The sequence below is a fragment of the Candidatus Krumholzibacteriia bacterium genome, assembly GCA_035649275.1.
Taxonomy (GTDB): domain Bacteria; phylum Krumholzibacteriota; class Krumholzibacteriia.
In genome coordinates, this window is sequence record DASRJW010000143.1 from 14837 (window position 1) to 40779 (window position 25943).

General features: G+C 69.7%; 17 protein-coding genes. 2 read left to right on the top strand and 15 right to left on the bottom strand.

Translation table 11 applies throughout. The features are described from left to right. Nucleotides 1–23: 23 nt before the first annotated feature. The 7 genes from VFE28_16105 to ligD all read right to left on the bottom strand — a co-directional run bounded on the left by VFE28_16105 (nucleotide 24) and on the right by ligD (nucleotide 14534). Nucleotides 24–461, bottom strand: coding sequence for an STAS domain-containing protein (locus VFE28_16105; GenBank protein HZM17519.1), 438 nt, complete (start codon nucleotides 459–461; stop codon nucleotides 24–26). Continuing rightward, nucleotides 442–2688 carry a SpoIIE family protein phosphatase gene (locus tag VFE28_16110; GenBank protein HZM17520.1) on the bottom strand — a complete coding sequence of 749 codons (2247 nt, stop codon included), beginning with the start codon at nucleotides 2686–2688 and terminating at the stop codon, nucleotides 442–444. The genes VFE28_16105 and VFE28_16110 overlap by 20 nt, the downstream gene beginning before the upstream one ends. Before the next feature lie 11 nt (nucleotides 2689–2699). Further along, entirely contained in the window at nucleotides 2700–4742 is a 2043-nt protein-coding gene (locus VFE28_16115; GenBank protein ID HZM17521.1) for a hypothetical protein, read from the bottom strand. After that, a complete protein-coding gene (locus VFE28_16120) occupies nucleotides 4739–10924 on the bottom strand; it encodes a DUF11 domain-containing protein (GenBank protein ID HZM17522.1) in 6186 nt (2061 codons plus the stop codon). The genes VFE28_16115 and VFE28_16120 overlap by 4 nt, the downstream gene beginning before the upstream one ends. Before the next feature lie 255 nt (nucleotides 10925–11179). Next, on the bottom strand, nucleotides 11180–11551 hold the full coding sequence (locus VFE28_16125) for a hypothetical protein (protein HZM17523.1): 372 nt from the start codon (nucleotides 11549–11551) through the stop codon (nucleotides 11180–11182). A gap of 21 nt (nucleotides 11552–11572) precedes the next feature. Then, complete coding sequence (locus tag VFE28_16130; protein HZM17524.1) at nucleotides 11573–11794, bottom strand: hypothetical protein; 222 nt, start codon at nucleotides 11792–11794, stop codon at nucleotides 11573–11575. A gap of 70 nt (nucleotides 11795–11864) precedes the next feature. Continuing rightward, nucleotides 11865–14534, bottom strand: coding sequence for a DNA ligase D (ligD, locus tag VFE28_16135; protein ID HZM17525.1), 2670 nt, complete (start codon nucleotides 14532–14534; stop codon nucleotides 11865–11867). 26 nt (nucleotides 14535–14560) lie between these two features. On the opposite strand from ligD, the gene VFE28_16140 reads away from it, so the two are divergent. Then, nucleotides 14561–15421, top strand: coding sequence for a Ku protein (locus tag VFE28_16140; protein HZM17526.1), 861 nt, complete (start codon nucleotides 14561–14563; stop codon nucleotides 15419–15421). 182 nt (nucleotides 15422–15603) lie between these two features. Next, nucleotides 15604–16476 carry a tetratricopeptide repeat protein gene (locus tag VFE28_16145; GenBank protein ID HZM17527.1) on the top strand — a complete coding sequence of 291 codons (873 nt, stop codon included), beginning with the start codon at nucleotides 15604–15606 and terminating at the stop codon, nucleotides 16474–16476. Nucleotides 16477–16487: 11 nt separating this feature from the next. Here VFE28_16145 and typA read toward each other — a convergent pair whose 3' ends face one another. From typA to VFE28_16185, 8 genes are all read right to left on the bottom strand, one after another. Continuing rightward, nucleotides 16488–18308 carry a translational GTPase TypA gene (gene typA / locus VFE28_16150; protein ID HZM17528.1) on the bottom strand — a complete coding sequence of 607 codons (1821 nt, stop codon included), beginning with the start codon at nucleotides 18306–18308 and terminating at the stop codon, nucleotides 16488–16490. Further along, nucleotides 18305–19360: a pyridoxal-phosphate dependent enzyme gene (locus VFE28_16155; GenBank protein ID HZM17529.1), complete on the bottom strand. Its 1056-nt coding sequence runs from the start codon at nucleotides 19358–19360 to the stop codon at nucleotides 18305–18307. The genes typA and VFE28_16155 overlap by 4 nt, the downstream gene beginning before the upstream one ends. Before the next feature lie 76 nt (nucleotides 19361–19436). Further along, a complete protein-coding gene (amrS, locus tag VFE28_16160; GenBank protein ID HZM17530.1) occupies nucleotides 19437–20546 on the bottom strand; it encodes an AmmeMemoRadiSam system radical SAM enzyme in 1110 nt (369 codons plus the stop codon). A gap of 67 nt (nucleotides 20547–20613) precedes the next feature. Continuing rightward, nucleotides 20614–21114, bottom strand: coding sequence for a tetratricopeptide repeat protein (locus VFE28_16165; GenBank protein ID HZM17531.1), 501 nt, complete (start codon nucleotides 21112–21114; stop codon nucleotides 20614–20616). Nucleotides 21115–21134: 20 nt separating this feature from the next. Further along, nucleotides 21135–22502, bottom strand: a complete 1368-nt coding sequence (locus VFE28_16170) for a glycosyltransferase (GenBank protein ID HZM17532.1) — start codon at nucleotides 22500–22502, stop codon at nucleotides 21135–21137. Between the two features lie 191 nt (nucleotides 22503–22693). Then, nucleotides 22694–24268 carry a DUF6029 family protein gene (locus VFE28_16175; protein ID HZM17533.1) on the bottom strand — a complete coding sequence of 525 codons (1575 nt, stop codon included), beginning with the start codon at nucleotides 24266–24268 and terminating at the stop codon, nucleotides 22694–22696. Continuing rightward, nucleotides 24265–24834, bottom strand: coding sequence for a TlpA disulfide reductase family protein (locus tag VFE28_16180; GenBank protein HZM17534.1), 570 nt, complete (start codon nucleotides 24832–24834; stop codon nucleotides 24265–24267). Before VFE28_16180 ends, VFE28_16175 begins: the two co-directional genes overlap by 4 nt. A gap of 66 nt (nucleotides 24835–24900) precedes the next feature. After that, nucleotides 24901–25731 carry a helix-turn-helix domain-containing protein gene (locus VFE28_16185; GenBank protein HZM17535.1) on the bottom strand — a complete coding sequence of 277 codons (831 nt, stop codon included), beginning with the start codon at nucleotides 25729–25731 and terminating at the stop codon, nucleotides 24901–24903. Nucleotides 25732–25943 lie beyond the last annotated feature (212 nt).

Genomic DNA, 25943 nt, shown 5'->3' on the forward strand with positions numbered 1-25943 from the left:
CCTCCTCGAGCGGCGCTCTCGACTCAGCGAGAGTTCTTCACCACGAGATCGTCCACCGACGGAACGAGGGAGAGGAAACGCCCCACGTTCAGCAGGTTGACCACCGAGGCCACGACGGAGGAAGCCGCCACCAGGTGCAGGCTGCCGCCGCTTTCCTTGAACTCTTCGGTTTCGGCCAGGAAGACGCCGAGACCGCTGGAGGCCAGGAAGGTGATGCCGCTCAGCTCGAGGGCCAGGTGCTGCACGCCCTGCGTCCGCACTTCGTTGCAGCGTTGTTGCAGGAGCTGCGCGGCGCGGCCATCGAGCCGCCCGGTCAGCTGCAGGACCACCAAGGAGCCGCGGCGCGGTCCGTCGGTGATCCTGAAATCCCCCAGGCTGGGCAAGGAATCGCGGGAGTGCCCGCCGAGGGATCTCGGTCCAACCGGGCGCTGTCCCCCGGAGCTACCGTCTGGTCGAGACATGCCGAACCTCCTTCTCTGTGCTCTGTTCCACCGGATCGAAACGCATGACCGTGATGTTTCCCTGCACCGTCGACTCCAGGTAGAGCACCGGGTGCATGACCTCCTGGATGATGCGGAGACCCAAACCGCGCCCGCGCTTGCGCACCTCGGGGTCGTCGAGGTCGGACTCCTTCCGCGACAGCGGGGAGAACGACCGGCCGCTGTCGCGGAGGAGAAAGGCGCCGCGCTGCAGGTTCGTCCACTGCTCGCCGGCGGCGGCGGCGCGCTGCGGGTCCCGCGGCTGCTGGCCGCTCCACAGGTCCAGCTCGGGGATCCACCACAGATCGAGGCTCACGGTGGGATCGGGGCGCGGGTGGCCGCGGTAACCGTGCTCGATGACGTTGGCGCAGAGCTCGTGCAGGGCGTGCTCGAGGAGCACCGCCTCCGCTTCCGGGAGTGCGGCCAGCTGCGGGCAGCCGGCGAGCCAGCCGCGCAAGCCGCGCAGCGCATGGGGGTCAAGGGGCAGCGCCAAGTGGCGGCCGGTGTGCCGCTGGTTCCAAGCGCGCTCGCCGAGCACCTCGGTGGCGCCGGGCACCGCGCGGCCGGCGAGCGCCCCAGCGGTACCCGCTGCCGCCGCGGTGCTGGCCGGCAGGCGATGCACCACCACCAGAGTCTCGTCGTCCAGGCGCGGCGCCTCCTGCGTCCATTGCGCAATGGCCCGGCGCACGGCGGCGATCACGGCGCGGCTGCCGCCGGCGGCGGCGTTCTTCACCACCTGCTCCAGGCGACCGAAGCCGAACTGCTGGCGCGTTTGCGGTTCCCAGGCTTCGTTGATGCCGTCGGTGAACTGCACCAGCGTGTCGCCGGCCAGGAGCTCGAGCTCGTAGTCCCGCAGCGTCTCGCGCAGCGCCCCGCGCACCGCGCCGATCGGGATGGCTTCGGTGTAGTGCCATTCGATCTGCTGCGTCGCGGCACGATGCACCAGCACCGGGCTGTGTCCTGCCGAGGCATAGCTGAGCCTGCCGCTCCGGGGATCCAGGATGCCGTAGAACATGGTGACGAAGACGCCGGGGCGGAGGTTGCCGGCGAGCTGATCGTCCAGCGCCGCGAGCAGTGCCGACGGGGTGCGATGCGAGCGCCGCAGCGAGCGCAGCAAGACCGCCACCATGGACATGACCAGGCAGCCGGCGAGGCCCTTGCCAGAGACGTCGGCGATGGCGATGCCGACGCGCCCATCGGGCAGCTCGAGGACGTCGAAGTAGTCGCCCCCCACCTCGGCGGCAGCCTGGTGCACGCCGAGGACCTCGAAGTCGCCGACCAGGCTGGAGTGCGCCGGCAGCAGCGAGCTCTGGATCTGCCGCGCCAGCTCCATCTCGTGCTTGAGGCGCTCCTTTTCCATCATCTGTCCCTGCGCCCGCTGCAGCTCCGCCGCCATGGAGTTGACTGCATCGGCGAGCAACTGGAACTCGGTACGATCGCGCAGCACGATGGGGGTACCGAGGTCGCCGCGGCCGATGCGCTCCAGCCCGTCGCGCAAGCGGTCGATGGGCCGCAGCAGCACGGTCATGACCAGCAGAGCGCTGGCCACCGCCAGGCCGAGGAGCCCCATGAGCACGACGCCCTGCTCCTCGCGGGCCGCGGTCGCCTCCGCCTCCAGATACTGGCGCTGCAAGGCGACGAAGACCGTGCCGATGGCGCCGCCGCTCGGGTGCTGCACCGGCACGCGGGCCACCAAGGTGGCGTCGTTGCCGAGGATGGCTTCGCCCGCCGCCAGCCGGTTCCGCGGCACCAGGGGCTGCAGGTCCGGAGGCGGGGTGTAGTTCTGGTCCAGGGTCCGGGCATCGGCGTGGCCCTGGATGTGTTGTTCGTGGTCGACGACGACGACGAAGGCGAACTCCGGGTGATCTTCTTGGATTTCCCGCACCGCCGGATGCAGGACGAGCTCGGGGAAGTCGCTCAGCAGGGCGCCGGCGGAAAGCCGCGCCAGGTTGCGCGCCGTCATCAACAGGCGCGCCTCCATCTCGGTGCTGAGGACGCTGCGCACGTGCCGCTCGCCCACCCAGCCGACGCCGAGGACGCCACCGGCCACCAACGCCACGGCGACGCCGGTGACGATGAGGCGGATGCTGAAGAAGCGACGCTGGCGCCGCCGCAGGGGGGGCACCGCAGCGGCCGGCGTAGCGGCCCGCGTCGGCACGGCACCGGGAGCTGCCGGCGGAGCGCTGCGTGTGGTGTCGGCTGCGGCCATCACCATGCTCCTCAATCTCCCGGTCCGAGGATCTGCCGCGTGCGCGACAGCTGCTCCTGCGCCCGCTGCAGGTAGGCGAGGGCGCGCTGGTCGGTGGGGTCGACGCGGAGCGCCTTCTGCCACTGCTCGATGGCGGCCTCGAGGGAGCCGCGGGCGAACTGCTCGAGGCCCCAGGTCATGTACTCGCGCTTCAGATGCTCCCGCACGCGCTCGAAGTCCGGCGCGAAGGACCACACCAGCTCCCAGTAGCGCACCGCGTCCTCGGTGCGTCCCTCTTGCAAGGCAGCGACGCCGCGACGGTAGAGGTCGTCGAGCTCTTGACGGCGCTCCGGCGTGAGCGGCGTCGGCTGCGACGCCGCGCTCGTCGTGGCGGTGTTGCCGTTGTGGGCGGGCGTGTTGGTGTGCGCCGCCTGCGCCTGGCTCGCGACCCGGAGACGCGCCGCGAGCACTTCCAATCCCGGTGCATTCGGATCCAGGGCGCGGGCTTGGTCGAGCAGGCGGCCCGCCTCGTCGAGGACGCCGTCGGCGAGGAGTCGCTCGGCGAGCTGCAGGCTGTTCTGCGTCCGCCGGGTGCTGGCCTTCTCGGTGCGATCCAGCATCTCGTACGCTTCCGCGTCGCCCGGGTTGAGCTCGAGAACGCGGAGGAAGCCCTGGCGCGCGGTGGCGAAGTCTTCCGCCATGAAGGCTTCCATGGCGTGGGCGAACTCCTGACGAATCTTCTGCGACCGCGCGGCGCGCTCATCGCTCCGCTTCTGGCAGCGGGCCTGTCCGGCCTTGGCGGCAGAGTCCCCCGGGGCGAGGACGAGGATCTGACCCCAGAGGAGAACCGCGTCGGCGAAGGCGCCGCTGCTCTCGAGTTGCTGCGCCTTGGCGGCGAGCAGGGCCGCCTCGAGCTGCCGGCTGCGCTCGTCCTCCGGGGCCAGGACACGCACCGTGGTCACGAGCTCCAGAGCGGCGTCGAGCTTCTGTTCCCGCTGCAACGCCGCCGCTTCGTGCAGCAGCGCTTCCACCTGCTGCGCCTGGCGCTTGCGGAACTCCTCGGCGAGCCGCGCAGCCAGCGCCGCTTCTTGCGCCGCCAGCGCTGCTTGCCGGCTCTCCTCCACAGAAAGACCGAAGCGGAAGGCGGCGCCGAAGCGGTGCACCGGTTCGATGTCGTTGTTCTCGTAGACGTAGTCGAAGGAGAAGTCGCGCCAGGTGACGCCGGTGCCCGCCGCCAGCTTGTCGTCGTTCATCCCGAGACGCAACGACAGCACCGAGTGCACCCGCGCTTCCATGCCCGCATGGGCCCGGAGGTCCATGCCCTCGGTCTTCTCGATGTCCGCCACCCAGAGGAGGTTGGCGCGCCCGAAGGGCAGCCAGTAACTGGCGCCGGTGCGGAGCGTCGGTGGTTCCTCCACGCTCGTCTGGTCGAGGCGCAGCGCCGGTTGCACCGCGTTCTGGATGGTGCAGCCGAGACCCAGCCGGTGGGCCCAGGGAGCGCGGCTCCCGACGAGCAGCGCCGGGCGGAGGAGCACGCCGGCATCCACGCCGAGACCGGTATCGGAGTACCCCGCCAGGCTGTGGCGCCGCATCTTGATGGCGGCGCCGAGGCCCCAGATGTGGCCGATCTGCCGGCCGTAGGCGAGGGCGAGCTGGGTTTGACTGTCCGACTGGTCCTCGCCGAGGACGAAGTTGCGTTCGTCCCGGAGGTCGATGCCATCGACGCTGAATTGTTGGTAGGTCAAAGCGAAGGTGCCGAAGCGCCAGCTCGGCAAAGCCAGCGCCGCGTATTGTTCCCGGAAACCCAGGCCGTAGAGGCTGGCGTAACTGGCATCGAAGCAGCGGCGCTGCACGAAGGCCAGACCGCCGGGGTTCCAGAGCGGCGCGCTGGCGTCGTCCGCGGCGCCGGTGTAGGCCCCGCCGAGGGCGAGAGCGCGGTTGCCGGCGCCGTAGGCGAAGACGGAGCGGATGCCGCCGTCGTCACTGGCGTGGAGCGCGGCCGGCAGGACGAAACCGGCGAGGGCGAGAAGCGCCCACCGGCGAGGGCGGAAGGCTCTGCGGCGGGGGTCGTTCATCGCACCACCGCCACCTTCCGGAGCACTCGCTCCCGGCTGCCATCGGGGTGCTGCACTTCGAGAGCGGCGATGTAGACGCCGTTCGTCACCAAGCGGTCGTGGCCGTTCGCGCCGCTCCACAGATCGCTCTGGTGCAAACCGGCGGTGCGATCGGCGTTCTCCACCACCGTCGCCACGGCCTCGCCGCGGGGACTCAGGATGCGCAGCGTCACGCGCCCCGCTTGCGGCAGGTAGTAGGTGAAGGTCGTGCTCTCGCGCCCGGGCCCGAAGGGGTTGGGGAAGTTGGCGAAGCTCTCCCCGAGCGAAGCGACGGCGAAGCCTCCGGCCTCCGTCCAGAGCGGGAAGGCCTGGCCGGGCTCGGCCTGGACACGGACGCCGAGGGAGCCCGAGGGTTGCAGGAGCTGCACATCGTCGCTGCCCACGCCGAGACGGAAACCATCGAGGCCGGAGTCGCCGCGGAAGGCGGCTTGCACGTCCACCAGGGCGGTGACGCCGGCGTCGACGCGGAGCGGTGTCGGCAGCGTGAAGCTGACCGTGACGCTGTCGGTGCCGAGGGTGCCGCTCGCGGCGAGGACGTTGCCGTCCTGCAGCAGCACCAGCTGCGAGGTCGCGGCGCCGAGAGCGATGGCCTGCAGGCCGCGATCGGCGGCGCGACACACGAGGCGCTGTACCTCGATGCTCCCCGAGCCTTGCACCGCGGTGTTGCGCAACGACAAGCGGGCGAGGAGGACCATGGAGCCGTCGGGGCTGAGCACGGCGGGAATACGGCTCTCCAATCCCACGGCGAGATCGGTCGCTGGCGGCCCGAGCTTGGTGAGACCCGAGGTGAGGGGCAACTCGGCGCCGTTTTCCGGCTGCACCTGCACCGAGCCCCCGAGGTTGGCGTCGAAGGCGGTGACGGCCGGGAGCAGGAGCTCGAAGAAGGTGGCCGGCGCTGTCGCTTCCACGTCCACCTTCACCGTGAGTGCAACGGTCTGCCCGGGTTCGAGGAAGAAGTCGGTGAGGGAGACGTCGAAGCCCCCGGTCGGCGGGAACTGGCTCGCCTGGGCGATCTCCTGGGCGCCGAGCCAGAAGGAAAGTCGATCCAGGTAGGCGGCGCTGGAGAGACTGCGGCGGGCCTCGTCACGGCAGAGCACGCTCAGGCGCTCGACGCGGATGCGGCCCACACCGGGAGCGCCAGGATGGCGCAAGCTGGCGACGAGGGCGGTGCGCCCGGTGTCGCCGACGATGAATCCCGGCGGGAAGGACGGCGTGCCGGCGAGGCGCAAGCTCTCCGCTGGGGCCTCGATCGTGACTGCCGACCCTTCCAAGGGCGTGGTGGCATAGACCACCGGCACCGGGGCATGGGTGTTGTCGTCCCGCGCATCGATGCTCGCCGGGCTGCCGAGGCGCAAGCGATAGGCGCCGAGAGGGGCGCCGGGCGCCACGTCACCCAGGATGACGAGGTCGTTGTCGGCGCCGGCGGGAACCAGGGCGGGAATCGAGAGCGTGAAGGTGACGAAAGGATCGGTGGAGGAGACCAGGCTCCTCTCTTCCAGCGTCAGGGCGCCGCTCTTGATGCGCAGGCTTTGGAAGGCACTTCCGGGTAGTGGAAGGGTGTTGCCTGCGGCGTCGACGATGCTGCACTCGAAGGCACCGACGCGCACGTTGGTGGTGACGTTCGGTACGCCGGGATTGGAGAGACGCATGCCGAGCAAGGCCACCTGGGTCTGCCCGCGGCCGATACGCTGGGGAGTTGCGGGCAAGGTGGCGACGTCGAGCTCGACGGGTGCCGAGCGCACTTGTCCGGTCCCGGATTGGATGGGGAAGCTTCCCGGTGCGGGGTGCACGGTCACCGGCGTGCCCTCGGTGGCGTCTTCGGCGACGAAGGCAGTGGCGTCCAGGAGCACCAAGCGGAACACCGGTACGGTGGTGGTCGGGAGGATGTCGCACTGGAAGCTCACCGTGGACGGTTCGTCCGGCGTGATCCGGAGCGCCGGCGCCAGGTCGAGATCGATCACCGCCCCGCTCGTCGGCAGCGCGGTGCTGGCGTAGTAGGTGCGCGAGCCCTCGCGCACCGCGAGCTGCGCCAGGATGGCGGCGGGCACGATGCCGGCGCCGGTGTCGTCCTCGACGCGGAGGCGCATGTGGCGCAACAGGATGTCCGAGGTGTTGCTGTCGCCGTCGTGCGAGAAGGTGAGGCTCAAGGGCACGACGCCGGTTTCACCGCGGTTGATCGAGAAGGGAACGTTGCCCACCGGCAGCACGCCCATGGAGGTCGCCCGCAGCAGGAGCCGCAACGCCCCGGAGCGATCCGGGAGGGAACGGCGCACCAGGCCTCCCGCGGCACCGGTGCCCTCGGCCTCGCCGACGAATTGCAAGCTGCCGACCGCTGTGCCTTTGTAGGTCCACTGGAAGGTGACTTCGCTGTCCGGGAGCAGAGTGGCGGACGCCGGAACGGGAGGCGCCATGAGGAGCGCTGCAGCATCACCGAGCATGGACAGCGCCGAGGGCTTGACGCCGAGGATGGTCTCGTCGCCCACGTTGCGCACCGTCATCCGCACCAGGAAGTCCTGGCCGACGTTGCTGCGCGGCACGGCGACGGCGAGGGAGACGGAGAGTGGTGCGGTGCTGAGCAGCATCGCCTCGCTGTTCGCCACCGCCTCGTCGACGGGACCGTCGTTCCCCGAGGCGGTTTGGATGCCGTCCAGGGGGACGCCGAACTGCACTGTGGCGGAATCCGCCGGTGCCCCAGCCACGGTGACGCCGACGAACAGGCGCAGGCCGCTGGCGCCGATCGGGGTGGCGAGCTGCGGGCTCTTCCACAGACCGTCCACGAAAACGAGTGGGGCGATCTCGGCGTCGTCGCCGCTTCCCGGGGTGAAGGCGCCGTCGCCGCCATCGCGCCACAGGCGGACGTCGGCGAGATCGGCGGCGGTGGCGCTGCCGTTTTCCACCAGGCTCAAGCCGCGCAGGACGTCGTCGGCGTAGCCGTTGCGCGGCAGGCCGAGGTCCAGCGCCAAGGCGGGGCCCTCGTTCGGCCCCAAGGTGACCCCGGCGGCGCCATAGTTCGTGAGCTGCGCTGCCACCATGCCGTCGACCCGACCGCGACCGGTCGAATCCAAAGGCCAGCTGGCGACGACGGAGGTCGGGTCCAGGAAGGTCACGTCCAAGGCCCCGACGACTTGGGCGCCGAGCTCGTCGCCGTCCGCGGCGCCCTGCAGCGCCACAGCGCCGACGACGAAGAGGGAGCGCGACGCTCCCGCGCTGAGGGTCCAGGTCAGGCCCTCGAAGAAGGCGCGGCCCCCGGAGAAGAAGCTACTGGCGAGGACGGCGTCGCTCCCCTCCAGGAAGCCGTTGTTGTTGCTGTCGTCCACCAGCTGCAGCTGCTCGAGGGAAGCATCGAGCTGCGCCCTGCTGCCGCCGTTCGCGCTCGTGGCGACGTTCGTCAGCGCGAGCTCGGTCAAGGTCTTCTCCGCGGGGTAGCTGTTCGTCCCCGAGAGCTGCAGGAGGAGGAAGCTCTGTGTACTGGGCCGCACCGGCCGCGTCTCCAGGGCGACGGCGCTCAAGACGACGCGGTCGGCCGTGCTCACGGACTGGGAGAAGCGGTTCGCCACCGAACCGTCGACGGGCCCGTCGTTGCCGCTCGCCATGCCGATGGGAATGTCCGGGTCGCCGCTCAGACCGAGCCGGATGGTGCGTCCCAAGCCGGCGCCAGCGCCGAGGCTGATGGTGAAAAAGACCCGCAGTCCGCCGACCGGCACGGTCTCGCCGAGACCGGTGAGCTCCCAGCGGTTGCCGGTGAAGACCAAGGTCCCGAGCAGGCGCTCTTCGCCGTCCTGGAAACGACCGTTGCCGTCGTCCACCCACGCCTGCAGGACCTCGATGTCGCTCCCGTGGGCGGCAGTGCCGTGGTTGAAGAGGTTCAGCTTCTCCAGCACGTCGGGGCTGTAGCCGTTGGCCGGGAGCGTGATGTCGAAAGCGAGATTGCGTGCCGTGCCGGCGAAGAAGGTGCTGGCGGGAACCTCGTGCACCGTGATCTGCGCCGCCGACATGCCATTGACGAGGAAGGAGCCGGCAGGATCGAGGCTCCCGGAAACCTGGATCGTGCTCACGCCGGAGTGGCCCAGGTCGGTGGCATCGAGATGCAGGTCGAGGACGTCGCCATCCCGCGCTGCCAGCGACGGGGCACCGCGGAGGACGAGGGTCACGCTGTCCCCGGCCGCGATGGGGAGCGACCAGCTGCCGAAGTGAGCCCGGCCGGCGTTGAAGGCCGCCGTCGCCAGCGTGCTTCCGCCTTCGACGCCGAGAGTCAACGCCTCCCACTCGGCATCGCGCTCCGCCGGCGTTCCCGGTCCGGAGGTGTTGTTGGTGCCGTCGAGGGTGAGCAGCGTCTCGGCCGCGGTGGAGGCATTGACGACCCGCAAGCGATACACCGGGACCGGGGCCTGGCCGGGGAGCAGCGTGCTGCCGCTCTGGGACGCCGACAAGCGCAGGAGATGGCGCTGCGGCGTCACGTCGAGCGTCGCCACGTTGTTGCTCGCCACCGGGTCGGTTTGGCCGAGAGAACTCAAGCTGGCGGCGCAGCTGAGGGTGAGGCCGGCGGTGCCGGTGTCGACGCGGAGGGTGCGCTGCAGCACGTCGGTCGACTGCACCGCCATGGAACTGATCTGCCAGACGCCGGTGCTGCTCGACCAATTCCCCTGGGTCGCGATGTCGGAGACATAGGTGAGGCCCGCAGGGAGCGGCGCGGCGATGTTCACGTTGGTGGCGATGTCGGGGCCATGGTTCACCACGGTCAACGTCAACAGGATCGTATCGCCCTCGCGCGGGTTCGGATTGCTCGTCGTCATCACCAGGCCGATGTCCACGTTGGCCTGGAGGCCGTAACGACGCCCGAAGACTCCGTCCGCGTCGCCGCTGCCGTTCCCTTCCCAGACGATGACGAACTGCTCCAAGGCATCCAAGGCCACGGAGGCAGCGGATTGGTTGCCCGCGAGGGTGGAGTTGGCCACTTCCTCGCTGCCGACGGCGAAGCCGTCCTTGCTGAACTGCTGCACCCGTACGTTCCAATCCACGCCGGCAGTCGGGTCGTCGTCGCTCGTCCAGCCGACGACGTACTCGCCGCCGGTGTCGAGCTGGAGGCACGGGTCCTTCTGCACGCCGCTGGAAGCGCCGTGCACGAGGGTCTCCGCGGCGAGAGGGAATCCGGAGCCGCTCATGCGGCGCATGTGGATGTCCGTGTCGCCAGGGCCGACGTCGGTTTCCCAGGCCACGACGAAGTTGCCATTGGAGGCGCGGGACACCGCCGGATGGCGCTGCTCGCCGGCGGTGATCGCGTTCACGAGACCCTGGCTGCCCTGCGGTGTGCCGTTGCTGTCGAAGCGCCGGAAATAGATGTCGTGGTCGCCGCTCGGGCCCGGGCTCTCCCAGACGACGACGAAGTCGCCGTTCGAGTCGGAAGTGATATTGGGATGGGACTGCACACCCGTGGTGTCGCTGTTGACCAGGATCTCCGCCGTCCTGGGGGTGCCGTTGCTGCTGAACATGCGGGCGACGATGCCCTCGGGGTCGCCGGGCCCGGCGCCACACCAGACGACGACGAAGGCGCCGCCGTTGTCCATGGCCAGATCGGGATCGTCCTGCGCGCCCGCCGTCGTGGTGTTGACCGCGATCTCGCCGCCACGCGCATTGCCGGCGGCGTCGTAGGCGCGGGCGAAGATACCCTGAGTGTCGCCGGGTCCGGAGCCCGCCCAGGTCACCGCGAAGTTCCCCCCGGTGTCCAGATCCACTCCTGGCAAGGCCTGATCGCCCGCGGTGGTGCTGTTGACGCGGAACTCGCCGCCCACCCGCCCACCCGTGGCGTTGTAACGCTGGGCGTAGACGCCGAAGCCGCTCCCATCCTGGAGGGCGCTCTGCCAGACGACGATGGTGGCGGAGCCGCCGCGCGCCACGCTGCGGCCGCGGCGCGTGCCCCGCGCCAGGGACTGCGAATCGGCGACGGCGGAGTTGACCCGGAACTCGGGCCCCGCCGGCGTGGCGGCGTGGGCAGCGCTGGAGGCGCTAGCGGCGACGACAATGGCGAGCAGGAGAACGGCGAGAAGCGGCAGCTTCCGTGCGCCTTCCTTCTGTGGTCGTGATCCGACCGCAGGGCCGGCGAGAGGCTCGTTGTCGTTCCCGAAGGCGGAAGAGATCCTGGTCATGGTGTTCCCGGCTGGCGGTTCCGGGCGCGCTCCGCCCCCGCGGCGAAGCCCGCCCTCTGGATCCAGCAAGGATCGTGACCGTGCGTTGTGCAGGGGGGCAGGAGGTGGCGCGCCTTCCAGACGCGCCTCGGTGCGGTGCGACGGAGGACGAAGGCGCCTCAGCGTACCGCGAAGCGCCTGGTTCGCACTGCGAGCTGCGAAAGCGGCGGCGAAGTGCCGACGCGGCGCGGCACCTTGGAGCGCCGCGCCGGGGGATCACTTGGCCGCTGGCGGCTGCATGCCGAGATCGCGCATCCGGTACCTCGGCGTGTCGAAGCTGTCCGGCATGCTGGCGAACCTCTTCAGGTTTTCCGCCGACTGGAAGTAATAGGGCACGCCGGCGTGCTGCGTGTGCGGCGACTTCGCCGTGGGGCGGAAACGCATGCGGCTCACCGGATCGGTCACCAGGCTGCAGTATGCCGCCGGAGCGGCCGCGAAGCGCTGGCGCTCGGCGGGAGCGGCGAAGTAATAGAACTCCCAGTTCACCCGGGCGCAATGCAGGGAGTCGAGGCGCGCCGGTTTGGAGGCGTCGAACCAGCTGCGGAGCGCGATGCCGCGAGCGGTGAGGTAGGGGGTCGGGTCTTTCACGAAGACCCCGGGGCAAGGGGTTCAGCAGAAACCGATCGGCTGGGCGTTGACGTAGACCGCCGGGATCTTGGGGTTCAGCTTGTTCAGCCGCACGGCGCAGCGGTCGTTCAGCGACACCAGGGAATCGGCATATTTCACTCGCGGGTGGTCCGCGTCGGTGCCGGGAACGTGGTGGGGCGCCGCGGCGATGGCGGCGAGGCAGAGGAGAGCGAGCGGAACGGCGCGCACGGAGTGGGGGGACACGAGAACCTCCCGTCGCACAGGTGCAGCGGCGCTCAGCGTACGGTCACCTTAGGGTCGCCGGTCGACGCGGTCAAGCGCGGCGTCCTCGTTCCTCGAGGCGCTCGAGCCGGAGCCCGAGCGCTCCCAGCGCGCCGAGGAGGTCGGGCTTCGCGGTCAGGATGGGGAGCAACGGATCGCGGCGCTGGCGCGACAGCCGCGCTCGCAGGTTGTGCAGGGTGAACTGCCGTGGCGTGAGACGGGGGGTGACCTCGCTCCAGCGCAGCGGCGCCGACACCGGGGCGCCGGGCAGGGGTCGCACGCTATAAGGCGCCACCAGCAGCTGCCCGTGCCGGTTCTGCAAGAAGTCCAGGTAGACGCGGCCGCCGCGCAGTGCCGGGTTGCGCACCGTGGTGGCGATGTCGGCGTGCTCCGCCTCGATGACACGGGACAGCAGCGAGCCCAGCTGGCGGGACTGCTCGAAGGTGCACTGCCCGCCGAGGGGTACCAGTACGTGCAGGCCGGTGGAGCCGGTGGTCTTGACGAAGGACTCGAGGCCGATCTCTTCGCAGAGCGCGTGGATGGCGCGGGCGAGACGCACGACGTGGAGGAACGGCGCTGTTTTCGGATCCAGATCGAGGATGCACCAGTCGGGGTGCTGCAACGTTTGCGCCCGGCTCGGCCACACGTGCAGCAGAATCGCACCGAGGTTGGCGATGTAGAGGAGGGCGTCCTCGTCGTCGCAGAGGAAGTACTCGATCTCCCGTTCCGAGCTGTCGCTCCACACCCGCACCCGGCGAATCCAGCGGGGTACGAATTCGGGGGCGCTCTTCTGATAGAAGCTTTTGCCGGTGATGCCGTCCGGGTAGCGCGTCAGCACCAGCGGCCGGTCGCGGAGATAGGGCAGGAGCCAGGGGGCGACGGTGCGGTAGTACTCGATGAGGGCGCCCTTCGTCGTGCCTTCCTCTGGCCAGAACACTTTGTCCAAGTTGGAGAACTGGAAGGTGTGCGGGGTCGGCGGCGCGGCTCGGGAGGCGCTCGCCGCGGCAACCGGCGCGTCGCCGTCGTCGCCCGACGCATCCGCCTCGATGTCCTCTGCGTCGCTCGTGGCAGCATCCCCCGTGGCTGCCTCGCCCGCCGCTCCTTCGTCGCTCGCCGTCTCCGCGGCGCTCGCGTCCTCGGCCGCCGCCTCCGACCAGCGCCCGGCAGGGAGGGTGCATTCCTGCGGCGCTTTGTCGTCGCGCCAGCGGACGAACACCGGCGCCCGCAGCAAACCGTCCCGCGTCACCTCCTTGAAGCGCACCTCCACCACCCACTCGGGACGGACCCAGCGCGTCTCCGGGTCGGCGGGGGCCCCGGTGCACGGTGGTTCCGGTTGCACCATGGGGTCGAGGGCGGCGCGCATCGTGCGCAGCTGGGTGTCGTCGAAACCGGTGCCGACACGACCGGCGTAGACGAGGCCGCCCGCAGAGTGGGCTCCGAGCTCCAAGGCGCCGAAACCGGTGCGCTGGCCGCGCGGCGCGGTGAAGCCGCAGACGACGAAATCTCCCGTCCGCTCCACCACGATCTTGAGCCATTGCGGGGTGCGGCGGCCGACGTACTTCGAATCGGCGCGCTTGGCGATGACGCCTTCGAAGCCGAGCTGGCGCACGCTCTCGAACATCGCCATGCCGTGCTCGAGCACGTGTTCGGCGAGTCGCAAGGGTCCGTAGCGTGGCACCAGGGGTTGGAGCAGGCGCTTGCGCTCGTGCAGCGGCAGGCCACGCAGGTCGAAGCCCTCGAAGGCGAGGAGATCGAAGGCGTAGAGCGCCGCCGGCCGCCGTACGGCGGCGACATCGATGTCGCGGCTGCGGCGCAGCTGGCTGCGCTGTTGCAGGGCCTGGAACTCCGGCTTGCCCTGGTCGTCGGGCACCACGAGCTCGCCGTCGAGGACGAGGCCGTCGTAGGGCAGGGTGCGGAGTACGCGAGCGATTTCGGGGAAGAGCGGGGTGAGATCGTTGCCGTTGCGCGAGCGCAGCAAGGGCCGGCCTTGCTCGCGGGCGGCGAGCACCCTGTAGCCGTCGTACTTGAGCTCGAAGATCCACTCCGGTCCGGAGAAGGCTGCGGGCGCCGTTTCCGCCAGCGTCAGGTCGAGGCTGCGGGCGTCCACGGCGCGGCGGGGCGCGCCGAGCTCCTCTAGGGCGGCGAGGTTGGAAGCCGTGCGCGCTTGCCCGTCGCGCCGTTCCTCCAGGCTGAGGCCCGAGAGCACCGATTCTTCGTTGCTCGCATTCGTGGCGCTGGCCCAAGCGTCGGGCTTCTTGCGCAGGAGCCAGTCCTTGCCGCGAGTGCGCAGCAAGAGCCAGGTGCCGCGCAGCTTGTAGCCGTGCAGCTCGAAGTGCAGCTTGCCCGTCGCTTCCAAGGTGTCCGGGTCGTCGAGCGGCAACCAGCGTCCCAGGTCCCAGACGATGACGGCACCGGCGCCGTATTCCTTGGCCGGGATGACGCCTTCGAAATCGGCATAGTCCACCGGATGATCTTCGACTTGCACCGCGAGGCGGTTCACCTGCGGATCGAGGCACGGTCCTTTGGGCACGGCCCAGGACCATAGGGTGCCGCCCCACTCCAGGCGAAAGTCGTAGTGCAGGCGGCGGGCGGCGTGCTTCTGCACGCAGAAGAGGCGCGGGCGCGGGCCAGCGCCGCCGAAGGGCTCCGGCGTGCGCTGCGCCGAGCGCTTGGCGCGATAGGGCTCCAGACGTGAGCGGCGGCGAGAATCGTCCTTGTTCATAGGCGATCCATCCTTATAATAACACCATGGCACCGCGGCCCTTGGCTTCGGCCACCATATCCTTCGGTCTCGTCTCCATCCCGGTGAAGCTGTTCACCACGGTGGAGTCGTCCGAGGCCATTTCCTTCCGCATGCTGCACCAGAAGTGCGGCTCTCCCGTCAAATACCAGACCTGGTGCCCGAAAGACGACCTCAAGGTGGAGCGCGACGCCACCGTCAAGGGCTACGAGTACGCCAAGGACCGCTTCGTCGTCTTCACCGCCGACGAGATCAAGGCGCTGGAAGAGGAAGCCACCAAGGCCATCGCCATCGAGGAGTTCGTCGACCTGGGCAAGATCGACCCGGTCTACTTCGACAAGGCCTACTACTTGGCGCCGGAGAAGGGCGGCGAGCGCGCCTACAAGCTGCTCGCCCACACCATGGCGGAGCGGGGGCTGGCGGGGCTGGCGAAGTACGCGGCGCGGGGCAAGCAATACCTGGTGATGGTGCGCGCCGTCGGCGACGGCCTGGTGATGCAGCAGCTGCACTACGCCAAGGAGGTGCGCGCCTTCGCCGACGTGCCGCGGCCGAAGACCGAGGTCAAGGACAGCGAGCTCAAGCTGGCGCGCCAGCTGGTGGAGCAGTCGATCTCCGACAAGTTCCAACCGGAGAAGTACGAGGACGACGTGCACAAACGGGTGATGCAGGTCATCACGCAGAAGATCGAGGGCGAGGAAGTCACCTTCGCCCCCAGCGAAGCCCCCAAGGCCCAGGTGATCGACCTCATGGAGGCGCTGAAGGCGAGCCTGGCCCAGATCTCCGGCGGCGGGGCCGCGCCCCATCCTGCCGCCAAGGCGACCCCTCGCAAGGCCGCCGCCAAAGGCGTGCGCAAGCGCGCCGCCAAGTAGCTTCCCGCCGCGCTCCCTCCCACGGCATCACGCGTCCGGCTCCGAGCCTCGGCCTCCCCGTGGGCTGGCCCGGCTCGACTTCCGACGCACGGGCAGCGAGCCGCTTCCCCGCGCCGCTGCTGCATCCGGAAGATGCTTCCCAAGCCCCGGCGGCTGTGTTATCTGGAACCACGGTGGTATTCGTGCAGAAGCAGCTCGAGCGTCGTCGCCGGCCGCCCTTCCCTCACGGCTACACCGTGAGCGAGGCCGCCCGTCTCCTCGACGTGCCGGCGAGCCGCGTGTATGCCTACGTGCGCGCCGCCTTCCTCGAACCGCGGCGCGGCCCGCGGGGCGAATACCGCTTCACCTTCCAGGATCTGGTGCTGCTGCGCACGGCGAAGGAGCTCTCCCAGCAGCTTTCGCCCCGCCGGGTGAAGCGCGCCCTCGCCAGCTTGCGCCGCCAGTTGCCCGTCGGACGCGAGCTCGCCGGCTTGCGCATCCTCTCCGACGGCGAACGCGTCCTGGTGCGGGACGGCGACAGCAGCTGGCTGCCCGAGTCGGGGCAGACGCTCTTCGACTTCCAGGTGGCGGAGTTGTCCCAGGGGGTGGAACCCCTGGTGCGGCAGGCGGCGCAGGCGGCGGAAAGCCGTGCCGAGGCCCTGGGCGCCGAGGACTGGTATGAGCTTGCCTGCGAGCTGGAGACGGTGGATGCGGCGGAGGCGCAGGAGGCCTATGGGCGCGCCCTCGCCCTCGATCCGGCGCACGTGGATGCACACGTGAACCTGGGGCGGTTGCTGCACGAAGCCGGCGACCGCCGCGGCGCCGAAGCGCACTACCGCGCGGCTCTGCGGGCCGAGGCCGAAGATGCCACCGCGGCCTACAACCTGGGTGTGCTGCTGCAGGAAGGCGGCCGCACGCTGGAGGCGGTGCAAGCGTACCAGCAAGCCATCCGTGCCGATCCGCAGCACGCCGACGCGCACTTCAACCTGGCGCATCTCTACGATGAGCTCGGGCGCAAGCAGAGCGCCGTGCGCCACCTGCAGATCTACCGCAGCCTGGAGACGGGCTCCCACTGAAACACTAGGCCTCAGGCGGACGGTTCTCCTGCCGGCTGTTTCACCGCACGCTTGCGGGCGTTCTCGTCCAGCAGGGTCTTGCGCATCCGGATGCTCTGGGGCGTGATCTCGACCAGCTCGTCCGAGTTCAAGTACTCGAGGACTTCCTCCAGGCTCATCTTGATCGCCGGCGCGATCTTCATGTTGCGGTCCGAGCCGGCGGCGCGCATGTTGGTGAGCTTCTTGCCGCGCTGGGCGTTGACCAGGATGTCACCCTCCTTGGAGTTCTCGCCGATCACCTGCCCGGTATAGAGCCTGTCGCCCGGTTCGACGAAGAAGCGGCCGCGGTCCTGCAAGGCGTCCAGCGCATACGCCACCGCGATGCCCTCGGCCATGGAGACGATGCTACCGGTCTGGCGTTGTGGAATCGAGCCCTTGAAGTACTCGTACTCGTAGAAGCGGTGGTTGATGACGATCTCGCCGGAGGTGGCGCGCAGCATGCGGCTGCGGAAGCCGATCAAGCCGCGGCTCGGCACGTGGAACTCGAGCCGGGTCCGTTCGGCACCTTGCTGCATCTGCACCAGCGTGCCCCGGCGGGTGCCGACGTACTCGATCACCGTGCCCGCCAGATCCTGCGGCACGTCCACCGTCAGCACTTCCACGGGTTCCGCCTTGCGGCCGTTGATCTCCTTGTAGATGACCCGCGGCTGGCCGACCATGAATTCGTAGCCTTCCCGCCGCATGTTCTCCATGAGGATGGACAGGTGCAGGATGCCGCGGCCCGAGACCCGGAAGGTATCGGTGTTGGCGGTCTCCTCGACGCGCAGGGCCACGTCGCGCTCCGCCTCCTTGAGCAAGCGCTCGCGCAGGTGGCGGCTGCTGACGTACTTGCCTTCCTTGCCGAAGAACGGGCTGTCGTTGACCAGGAAGCTCATGGAGAGCGTCGGCTCGTCGACGGCGACGAAGTGCACCGGCTCCGGGGATTCCGGGTCGGTGATGGTGTCGCCGATGTCCACGCCTTCGAGCCCGACGGCGGCGCAGATATCGCCGCACTGCACCTCCTTCACCTCCCGCCGGCCGAGGCCGTCGAAGACGAAGAGCTGGCGGATGCTGTTCTTCTCGCTGGTGCCGTCGCGCTTGAGGAGCAGCACGGGCTCCTGGGCTTGGAGCGTGCCGCGGAAGACCCGGCCGATGCCGATGCGGCCGACGTAGTCGCTGGTGTCGAGGGTGGTCACCAGCATCTGCAGCGGGCCTTCGACCACGGGCGGCGGCGGCACGTGCTCGACGATGGCGTCCAGCAGCGGCACCAGGTCGCGCCGCGGCTCGTCCAGCTCGCTCACGGCCCAGCCCTCGCGGCCGGCGGCATAGAGGGTGGGGAAGTCGAGTTGGTTGTTGTTGGCCTCGAGCTCGACGAAGAGCTCGAAGACTTCGTCCAGCACTTCCAGGGACCGGGAGTTGCGCCGGTCCACCTTGTTGATGACGACGATGGGCTTCAAGCCCAGCTGCAGGGCTTTCTGCAGCACGAAGCGCGTTTGCGGCATGGGGCCTTCGAAGGCGTCGACGAGCAGCAGGACGCCATCGGCCATCTTCAGAACTCGCTCCACCTCGCCACCGAAGTCGGCGTGGCCCGGCGTGTCGACCAGGTTGATGCGTACATCCTTCCAGGTGACCGCGATGTTCTTGGCCAGGATGGTGATGCCGCGCTCGCGCTCCAGGTCGTTGGAGTCGAGGACGCGCTCTCGGACCTCCTGGCCGGCACGGAAGACGTGGCACTGCCGCAGGATCTGGTCCACCAGCGTGGTCTTGCCGTGATCCACGTGGGCGATGATGGCGACGTTGCGGATGGACATCACGAGGGCACGGTGAAGGTGCGGGATTCGCCGGGCAGCGCCTCGACAGAGGCCGCCGGCCTCTGCAACGGTGGCGGGTCCGTATACCAGAAGAGACAGGGGGCGCGCACCGCACCATCCCGGCAGTCTGCGACCAGGAGCGCCATCGCCGCGGCGCCGGCCGCGGAGTCGAGCGCCACCCCTTCCACCTCGCGGAGCAGCGTCCGCGCCTGTCGGGGCGTAGGGCTCGCGGCGGTTGCAGCAACGCTCACCAAGCGCCCCGCCAGGAGTGCGTGGGCTGGAAAGTCGTGCACATGGCGGCGGAGGAAAGTGTCGCTCCGCCGCGCCAGGCGCAGGGCGCGCTGGCGCACCGCCTGCCCAGGCGGGCAGACGACCACGGTGCGAAGGCCCGCCAGCTCGCAGCCCAGGGCCAGGCCGGCCAGGGTGGCGGTGGAATCCGTGCCGGCGTAGAGCCGCTCAGGTTCGGGCAGGATGCCGCAGCGGATCTGGCGTTGCAGCTCGAAGACGGCGTTGACCGTGCCGAGGGCGCCGAACAGCGCCGCGCGCCACGGCCAGACCACGAAGGGCAGGCGCGGGCCGCCGCGCCGTGGCGCACGGGCCGTGCAGCGCCGCAGCAGACGGAGGAACGCGACGGGGCCGCCGTCCAACCGGTGCAGATCGGCGCCGAAGCTCCGCTCCAGCGGCGGCGTGTCGCGCCCCACTGGGTCGGGGCCCCTGCCCCTCAGGGCGAGAATCGTCTCCAAGTCGAAATGCTGGGCGAAAGCGGTGAGCGCCAAGCAGGGCCGGCTGCCGGCATGACCGAAGGCGAGGAGCCGCCGCGAGCCCCGCCGGAGGGCGACGCCGAAGAGGAACTCCAGCTCTCGGGCTTCCGAGCCACCGAAACGCTCGCTCGTGCGGTCCTCGCGCTTGAGCCAGATCGCTGGCCCGCGGACGTGGGCCTGGAGCCGCGGCAAGAGCTCGACCGGCGTCGGCCGCGCCAAAGGCGTCCACGCGAGACGCTGGCGGAGCTCGGGGTAGTGCCTGAAGAGCTCGGGAGGTGCGATCATGTGCTTCATTATACCCCGCCTTCGTGGAGGGGCAAGCGTCGGCGCTTCCCGAGCCAGGGTGCAAGAATCCGGAGGACGCGGCGGATCAGGTGGCGAGCACCGTGGGAACGAGCGCCGGCGCCTGCCACACGCCGGCGATGGCGCGATCGCAACGGGAACAGCGGCCGGAGCGCAGCCGGTACCGCAGCACCTGGAAACCGTAGCGTTCGATGACCGCCAGGCCGCAGCCCGGGCAATGGGTGTTCTCCCAGGCGCCGACGCGTCCCGGCAAGTTCCCGGCGTACACGTGATGCAAGCCGGCGTCGCGGCCGCGCTCGCAGGCGCGCAGCAGGGTGGCGACCGGTGTGTTCGACCGGTCGGTCATCTTGTAGTCCTGATGGAAAGCCGTCACGTGCCAGGGGATGTCCGGGGAGATCTGCACCAGGTAGCGGGCGATGTCGGCGAGCTCGGCGTCGGAGTCGTTCCACCCCGGGATCACCAGCGTCACCACCTCGACCCAGAAGCCCATCTCCACCAGGAGGGGGATGGTGGCGAGGATGCGATCCAGCCGGCCGCCCAGGCTGCGGTAGTTGCGGTCCCGGAAGCTCTTCAAGTCCACCTTATAAAGGTCGACCCAGGGCCGCAGATATTGCAGCACCTGGGGGGTGGCGTTGCCGTTGGAGATGTAGGCGGTGACGAGGCCCTGTGCCTTGGCCAGCCGGAAGACCTCGACCGCCCATTCGGAGGTGATGAGCGGTTCGTTGTAGGTGCTGGCGAGGGTGGTGGCGCCGTGGCGCCCGGCCAGCTCCACCAGCTCTGCGGCGCTCATCGGGCGCGCCGGCGCCACCGCCGCGGGGTCCCGGAGGGCTTGCGAGGTGACCCAGTTCTGGCAGTAGGCGCAGTGCAAGTCGCAACCGAGCATGCCGAAGCTCAGGGCTTCGGTGCCCGGGAGAGCGTGGAAGAAGGGCTTCTTCTCGATGGGATCGCACATGAGAGCGGCCACGTAGCCCGAAGGGACGCGCAGAGTGCCGGCCTCGTTGAAGCGCACCTGGCAGATGCCCGGACGGCCTGGCGGAATCTTGCAAGCATGGCCGCAGGACCAGCAGCGCACCCACTGGTCCGGGAGAGGAGTGCAGAGCTCCGGGGCGCCCGCCACGGTGAAGCGTTGCAAGGTGGTGGCGAGGCCGTTCGCGCCCTTGTCCTCTGTCTTCGCCATAGCTGCTCCCTCCTCCATAGTAGGGAGGTCGGCGCGGCGTCGACAAGGGCGGCAGGAACCGCGCCGACTACAGTCGGGCGGGGCGGACTTCGAGACGTTCGAGGCGCTCGAGGGCCTGGCGAGCCAGCAGGTAACCGGGCTCGAGCGAGAGCGCCTCACGATACTTGCGGATGGCGTGCTCGAAGTCGGTGAGCTTCTCGTAGGCCCGGCCCAAGTTGTAATGGGCGTAGTGGTAGGTGAGGTAGCGCGGGCAGCGCAGCGCTTGCTCCAGGAAAGGAATGGCTTCGTTGCAGCGCCCGAGGGCGAGGAGATAGGCGCCGATATCGTTCCAGGGGTTGCCGAAGTCGGCGTCGAGAGCGATGGCGCGGCGACACAGCTCGATGGCGCCTTCGTACTCGCCCCGCATGCTCCGCGTCCAGGCCATGAAGGTGTAGGCCTCGGGGCTCTCCATGCAGTCCAGCGAACGCTGGTAGTAATGGACCGCCCGCTCCAGATCGCCTTGCATCTGCAGCTCGTAGGCGAGCTCGAAGTAATCCTGCGCCATCAGAGCCACTTGTTGGCTGGGCAAGCCGTTGCCTCCCCGACGAATCAGGCCGGTGCCGGCGCGACCTCGGCGTAGACGCGGCGCAGATCGGTGGCGGCGCGGCCGCCGTCGAAACCCGCCGTGGCCAGAGCCCGCAGCGGTTCGCCGAGCTCGGGCCGGAGCCGCGCCAGGCGTCCGATCTTCTCCTCGAGCTCGCGCACCGGCGGCGCCTCGACGCGCAGCACGCACAGTCGCCCGATCTCCGGCGAAATCCCTTCGCTCACCAAGCGGGCCACCGCGTCGATGCCGGCTTGGTCACTGGCCAGCGGTAGCACGCCGCACGCCAAGGCCTCGAAGAGCATCTGCGAAGGCGGACGCGAGGCGGTGCCGGGCATGACGAAGACATCGGACAAGCGCAGCAAGGCGGCGAATTCCGTACGCGTCACCCGGCCGACGAAGCGCACTCGCCGCTCCGGCTCGATCCTGGCCGCGACGCGCCACCAATCTTCCGCCCGGTGCTCGAGCTGCAAGCGTTCCAGATGGTCCACCAGCGGCTGGCAGAGCTCGCTCGTCGCCACCACGTCGTGGAGTAGCTCGGCCCGCCCGGCCGCCAGCGCCGCCCGCAGCCCGTCGGTGAGCGGGTCGCCTGCGCCCACCGCCACCACCTGCAAGGCCGGCTGCAGGCGCAAGAGCTCCGGGAGGGCGAAGAGGAGCTGCTCGAAGCCGTGGCGATCCTCGCGGGACTCCACCGCGAGGACGACGAAGCTCTGCAACCAGTCCAAACCTTCGAGGCGCCCGCGCAGCTCGCGGCGCCCGAGCAGCATCTCCGCCTGCTTCATCCGCTTCGGTCGGGGCAAGGGCCGGAAGGTGTCGAGGTCCACGCCGCGGGCGAGCACGTCCACGCGGGGTGGCAGCACACCGAAGCGCTCCTGCACGAGGCGCGGTGTGGTGCCGTCGAAGACGAGGAGCGAGTGGGCGCTCCGCAGCGCCGCCCCGGCCCGGGCGCGGAAAGCGGCATCGCCGCGGTTGAGGTCCGGATGGCGCGGGGTGACGAAATAGGGCAGGCCCGTGTGGGCGTGCAGCGCGCGCGCGACCTGGGCGGACAGATCGAGGCCGATGGCGTGCAGCGCGGTCAGGCGATGCGCCGTCACTTGTGGTTCGAGTTGTTGCGCTAGCGCGGCGACGGCAACGCCCAGACTGCGGTCATCGAGAGGCGTCTGGAGCGTTTCCACGCTGGAGATCGATTCCAGACGCGCCGCCGGTCGATCGGGGCGCCGCACCGTGTGCAGGAGTCGAGGGGCTTGGACGGGGGTCGGGACCAGTAGGAAGAGATGGGTCGGCTGGCCCTCGCGGGCCAGGAAATGCGCCACATCCTCCGCGAATGCATTCGCAGCGAAACCGCACTCGCGGCCATCCAGCAAAACGCCGACCATTCGTCACCCCACCCCACCGGTCCCAACCGCCCGGTCAGCGTCGACCAGAGTCAAGGGACGATGGCGGCAGCGTCAACACGAAAAATGCGCCGCGCAGAGGCGGACGGCAGGCGGGGTTGCGCGCCGCCGAGGCGGAGCCCCGCGCGGGAAGCAACCCTCCGCACGGCGATCCCCGGGGTCGGGTGAAGACTTCAGAAGCGGGTGAGTAGCTGCAGGCTGGCGCCGTCGAAGGCGGGCACGACGTAGCAGGTGCCGGCGGTGCAGGCAATGCCGCCCCGGCGTTTGCCCCAGAAGCCGAGAAGATCGTGATGCCGAGCGAGTCGCAGCCGCGCGCCCACGGAGGTGAAGTCCTGCCGCGGGTAACGTCCGGTGCTCGGGTCCGGTTCGCCGGCGCCCGGATCGCCCGGATCATCGGTGGAGGTGGTGACGACGCCGAGAGAGATCCGTTCGGCCCAGGCCCAGGTGAGGGAAGCGTAGCGATCTTCGAAAGGGATGTCCGCCGGGCTCGAGTCGCGGCTGCCCCGCATCCGCGCCAGCTCGATTTCCAGGCTGTGATCGCCGTGGAGCGGTACCACGGCGTAGGTGCCGTAGGTTTCGCGCTCGCGCACCGGCGGGATGGCGCTTCCGTCCTCCGCCAGGTCGGCGAACAGGCTGAGCGTGAAGAGGCCCCGATGGCCGGCGAGCTCGGCGAAGAACTCCTCGAAGCGGCGCGAGTCGGAGTTCTCCGCCCGGCTCCAGTTCAAGGTCAGATCGGCGCGCTGCCGCCAATCGAGGCGCGCTTCGAACTGGTAGCCCTCTTCTTGCGCCGGCTCGAGCACATGGGTGCTGCGGTTGAGCAGCGCCATGGTGTGCTCGCGCACCAGCGTCGGCGGTTCGTTCACCGTACCGGGCAGGGCGAAGTTGTCGTAGTCCTTGTACTCCCAGCTCGCCGCAGCGCGCAGGCCCGGGAGGAAAAGCGGCAGCGAAACATCCGTGCCCACGTACAGCGCCCGTCCTTCGTCGGGATCGACATCCGGGCTCACCGACGCACTGGGGTCGAGATCGATGGCATGGGCGTACTCCCCATAGGCTCCGAGGGTGAGAGCACGAAGACCGAGCCGGGAGAGCCAGGGTTCGAAGGCGACCTGGGCGAAGCCGCCGGGGATGTGCGTGGTGGGGCCGCCATCCTGCGGGTCGAGGCGCAGGTACTCCCCGCCGAGACGGAGCCCCTTCACCAGCTGCCCTGCCGCCTGCGCCCCGGAGGCCAGACCACGCCGCTCGGTTCCGGGGGGCTCGTCGGCGCGGCGCGGCTGACCGGTGAGCGCCATCAGATCGAGGGAACCGCGCCGATAGCGCACTTGTCCGCCGTCGAGATCCCGGCTGTAGCCGAATTGACGGAACTGCTCTTCCCGCACCACGCCGGGCAACTCGAAGGCGCGCAGCACGAGACCGCGACCGAAGAGGGCCTGGAAGTTCCCCACCCGCACCTCGAGACCGCGGTCCTGCCAGGCGGCGTAGCGCTGCACGAATTCGGAGTAGCCGAGGGAGGCGTCCTCGGAGGCGACGTAGTGCTCGAAGCGGAAGCCGAGCAATAGCGCGTCACGGGCCCAGTCCAGGTGGAACTGATCGAAGAAGGTGGCGCGGTCGTCCGGCACGGCGGGACGGGGATCCTGCGGATCCTTGCCGACCCGACCCTCGAGGAGGTTGGAGAAGGTGATCTGCGGCCAGGCGGAAGCCGGAACCAGGCCGAGCGCCGCAGCGACGCAACAGAGCGCGGCGCGCTTCATTCGCTCTTGGGTGTCAGGTGCGGCTCGAGCAAGCTGCGCAGCTTTGCCGTTTCCCCGGGTCGATAACCGAAGGAGGAGTGCAAGACCACGCCGTCTTTGTCGAGCACGAGCGTCGTCGGCAAAGCGATGGCATGCAGACGCCGCTGCGCCTCGCGGTTCAGATCGAGGAGGACGGGAAAGGTGTAGCCGTTCGTCTGCAAGAAGGGCCGCACCTTCGTGGCGTTCCGCGGGCCGTCCTCGTTGATGCCGACGACACGCAAGCCGCGCGGGGCGAGCTCGGCGTACAGCTCCTGCAGCTCGGGCATGGCGAGGAGGCAGGGCTTGCACCAGGTGGCCCAGAAGTCCAGCACCACGGGGCCCTCGCCGAGGAAGCTGCCGATCGAAACATTGTTGCCGTCGAGATCGGGGAGGAGGAGCGACTGGAGCACATCCCGGAGTGAATCCTTGCCCTTCTCTTCCTCGCCCCTTCCGAAGGAAAACGGCGGCGTGGCCGCGAGCAACGCCGCGCCAAGGCAGAGGACGAGGAGGCCACGGCGCCACCTGGATCGCCGCTTTCCTTCTCGCACTTGTCGTCTCCTTCGTGCGCCGCCGTGCCGAGCCGCGTTGCTTCCAGAACCCAGGCGCTCGTGGGCCTATTCCACCGTGGCAGCTGCCGGCGTCGCGTGACTCCGCGCCAGGCGCTGCAAGGCGGCGAGGGCAGCAGCCGGTGCCTCCGCTCCCGGGAGGAGGCAGAACCCAGCCGAGGCCGCGCTGCAGGCCCGTTGCAACGCCTCCGCCTCGGGCGCGGCAGCGGCAGCGAGGACGACGAGACGCGGCCTGACCACACCGATGCCGGCGCGGACGGTCGAAGCCGGCACCGCCGGGCCGAGATCCACCCGCTCCCAACCCTCGTCGGCGAGGACGAGGGCCCCGAGCGCCAGCCAGAGCGTACCGTTTTCTCCCTGTCCTCCGGCGAGCAAAGCTCTCGGTGCGCCGGGGAGCGGCGGCGGTAGCTGCAGCGACAGTTGGCGCGCTCCTGCTTCGGCGAGCCGCAAGGCCCGGCGCTGCACGAAGTCGTCGCCGACCTCCGTCAGGACCGCCGCGAGAGCCCCGAGCAGGATCTCCCCCGCCACCTTCTGCACGCCGAGGCCGTGCCGGTGCAGGTCGACGAGCCAGCGGCTGGTGCCGGGAGCATCGCCTTCTCCGAGCGTCGTGGCCAAGCGCGCCACCAGTCCCTCCTGGTCGCGCTGCAAGAGGAGGAGCGAGAGCGCGTCCACTTCCGCGGCGGGCCTCGTCTCCGGCACGGCCATGCTGGTGCCCAGCTGCCGCGCCGCCTCGGCCACGTCTTGGAGGCGGAATTTGCGGTGCCCTCCCGGAGTGCGCAAGCAGCGCAGGAGGCCCGAATCGGTCCAACGTTTGATGGTCGAAATGCTCACCCCGCAGATGCGGGCGAGCTCGGCGGTCGTATAGAAGCGCTCGTGCATCACCACCACCCACCTTCGTCCCCTGAGGCGCAGCGCCTTCGTCGCGACCGGCAGCAGGCACGGTCACCTTGGCGCAGGTTAGCGATCCGCCGCCGGAGGCGCAAGACGACGCCCACCCGCGCGCCGTCCTGCCGCGGCGGTGTAACCTCTGCATCCAGCGGGGCGTATTGCCAGAGAATCGGCTCGCGGCGGGGCGCGGGCCACAGCGGCAG

What these genes read in the sequence shown, in the direction of transcription:
- VFE28_16170 (HZM17532.1), bottom strand. Translation starts at nt 22,502, where the DNA reads ATGGTCGGCGTTTTGCTGGATGGCCGCGAGTGCGGTTTCGCTGCGAAT.
- VFE28_16105 (HZM17519.1), bottom strand. Translation starts at nt 461, where the DNA reads ATGTCTCGACCAGACGGTAGCTCCGGGGGACAGCGCCCGGTTGGACCG.
- VFE28_16120 (HZM17522.1), bottom strand. Translation starts at nt 10,924, where the DNA reads ATGACCAGGATCTCTTCCGCCTTCGGGAACGACAACGAGCCTCTCGCC.
- VFE28_16185 (HZM17535.1), bottom strand. Translation starts at nt 25,731, where the DNA reads ATGCACGAGCGCTTCTATACGACCGCCGAGCTCGCCCGCATCTGCGGG.
- ligD (HZM17525.1), bottom strand. Translation starts at nt 14,534, where the DNA reads ATGAACAAGGACGATTCTCGCCGCCGCTCACGTCTGGAGCCCTATCGC.
- VFE28_16155 (HZM17529.1), bottom strand. Translation starts at nt 19,360, where the DNA reads ATGAAGCACATGATCGCACCTCCCGAGCTCTTCAGGCACTACCCCGAG.
- amrS (HZM17530.1), bottom strand. Translation starts at nt 20,546, where the DNA reads ATGGCGAAGACAGAGGACAAGGGCGCGAACGGCCTCGCCACCACCTTG.
- VFE28_16175 (HZM17533.1), bottom strand. Translation starts at nt 24,268, where the DNA reads ATGAAGCGCGCCGCGCTCTGTTGCGTCGCTGCGGCGCTCGGCCTGGTT.
- VFE28_16115 (HZM17521.1), bottom strand. Translation starts at nt 4,742, where the DNA reads ATGAACGACCCCCGCCGCAGAGCCTTCCGCCCTCGCCGGTGGGCGCTT.
- VFE28_16110 (HZM17520.1), bottom strand. Translation starts at nt 2,688, where the DNA reads ATGGCCGCAGCCGACACCACACGCAGCGCTCCGCCGGCAGCTCCCGGT.
- VFE28_16140 (HZM17526.1), top strand. Translation starts at nt 14,561, where the DNA reads ATGGCACCGCGGCCCTTGGCTTCGGCCACCATATCCTTCGGTCTCGTC.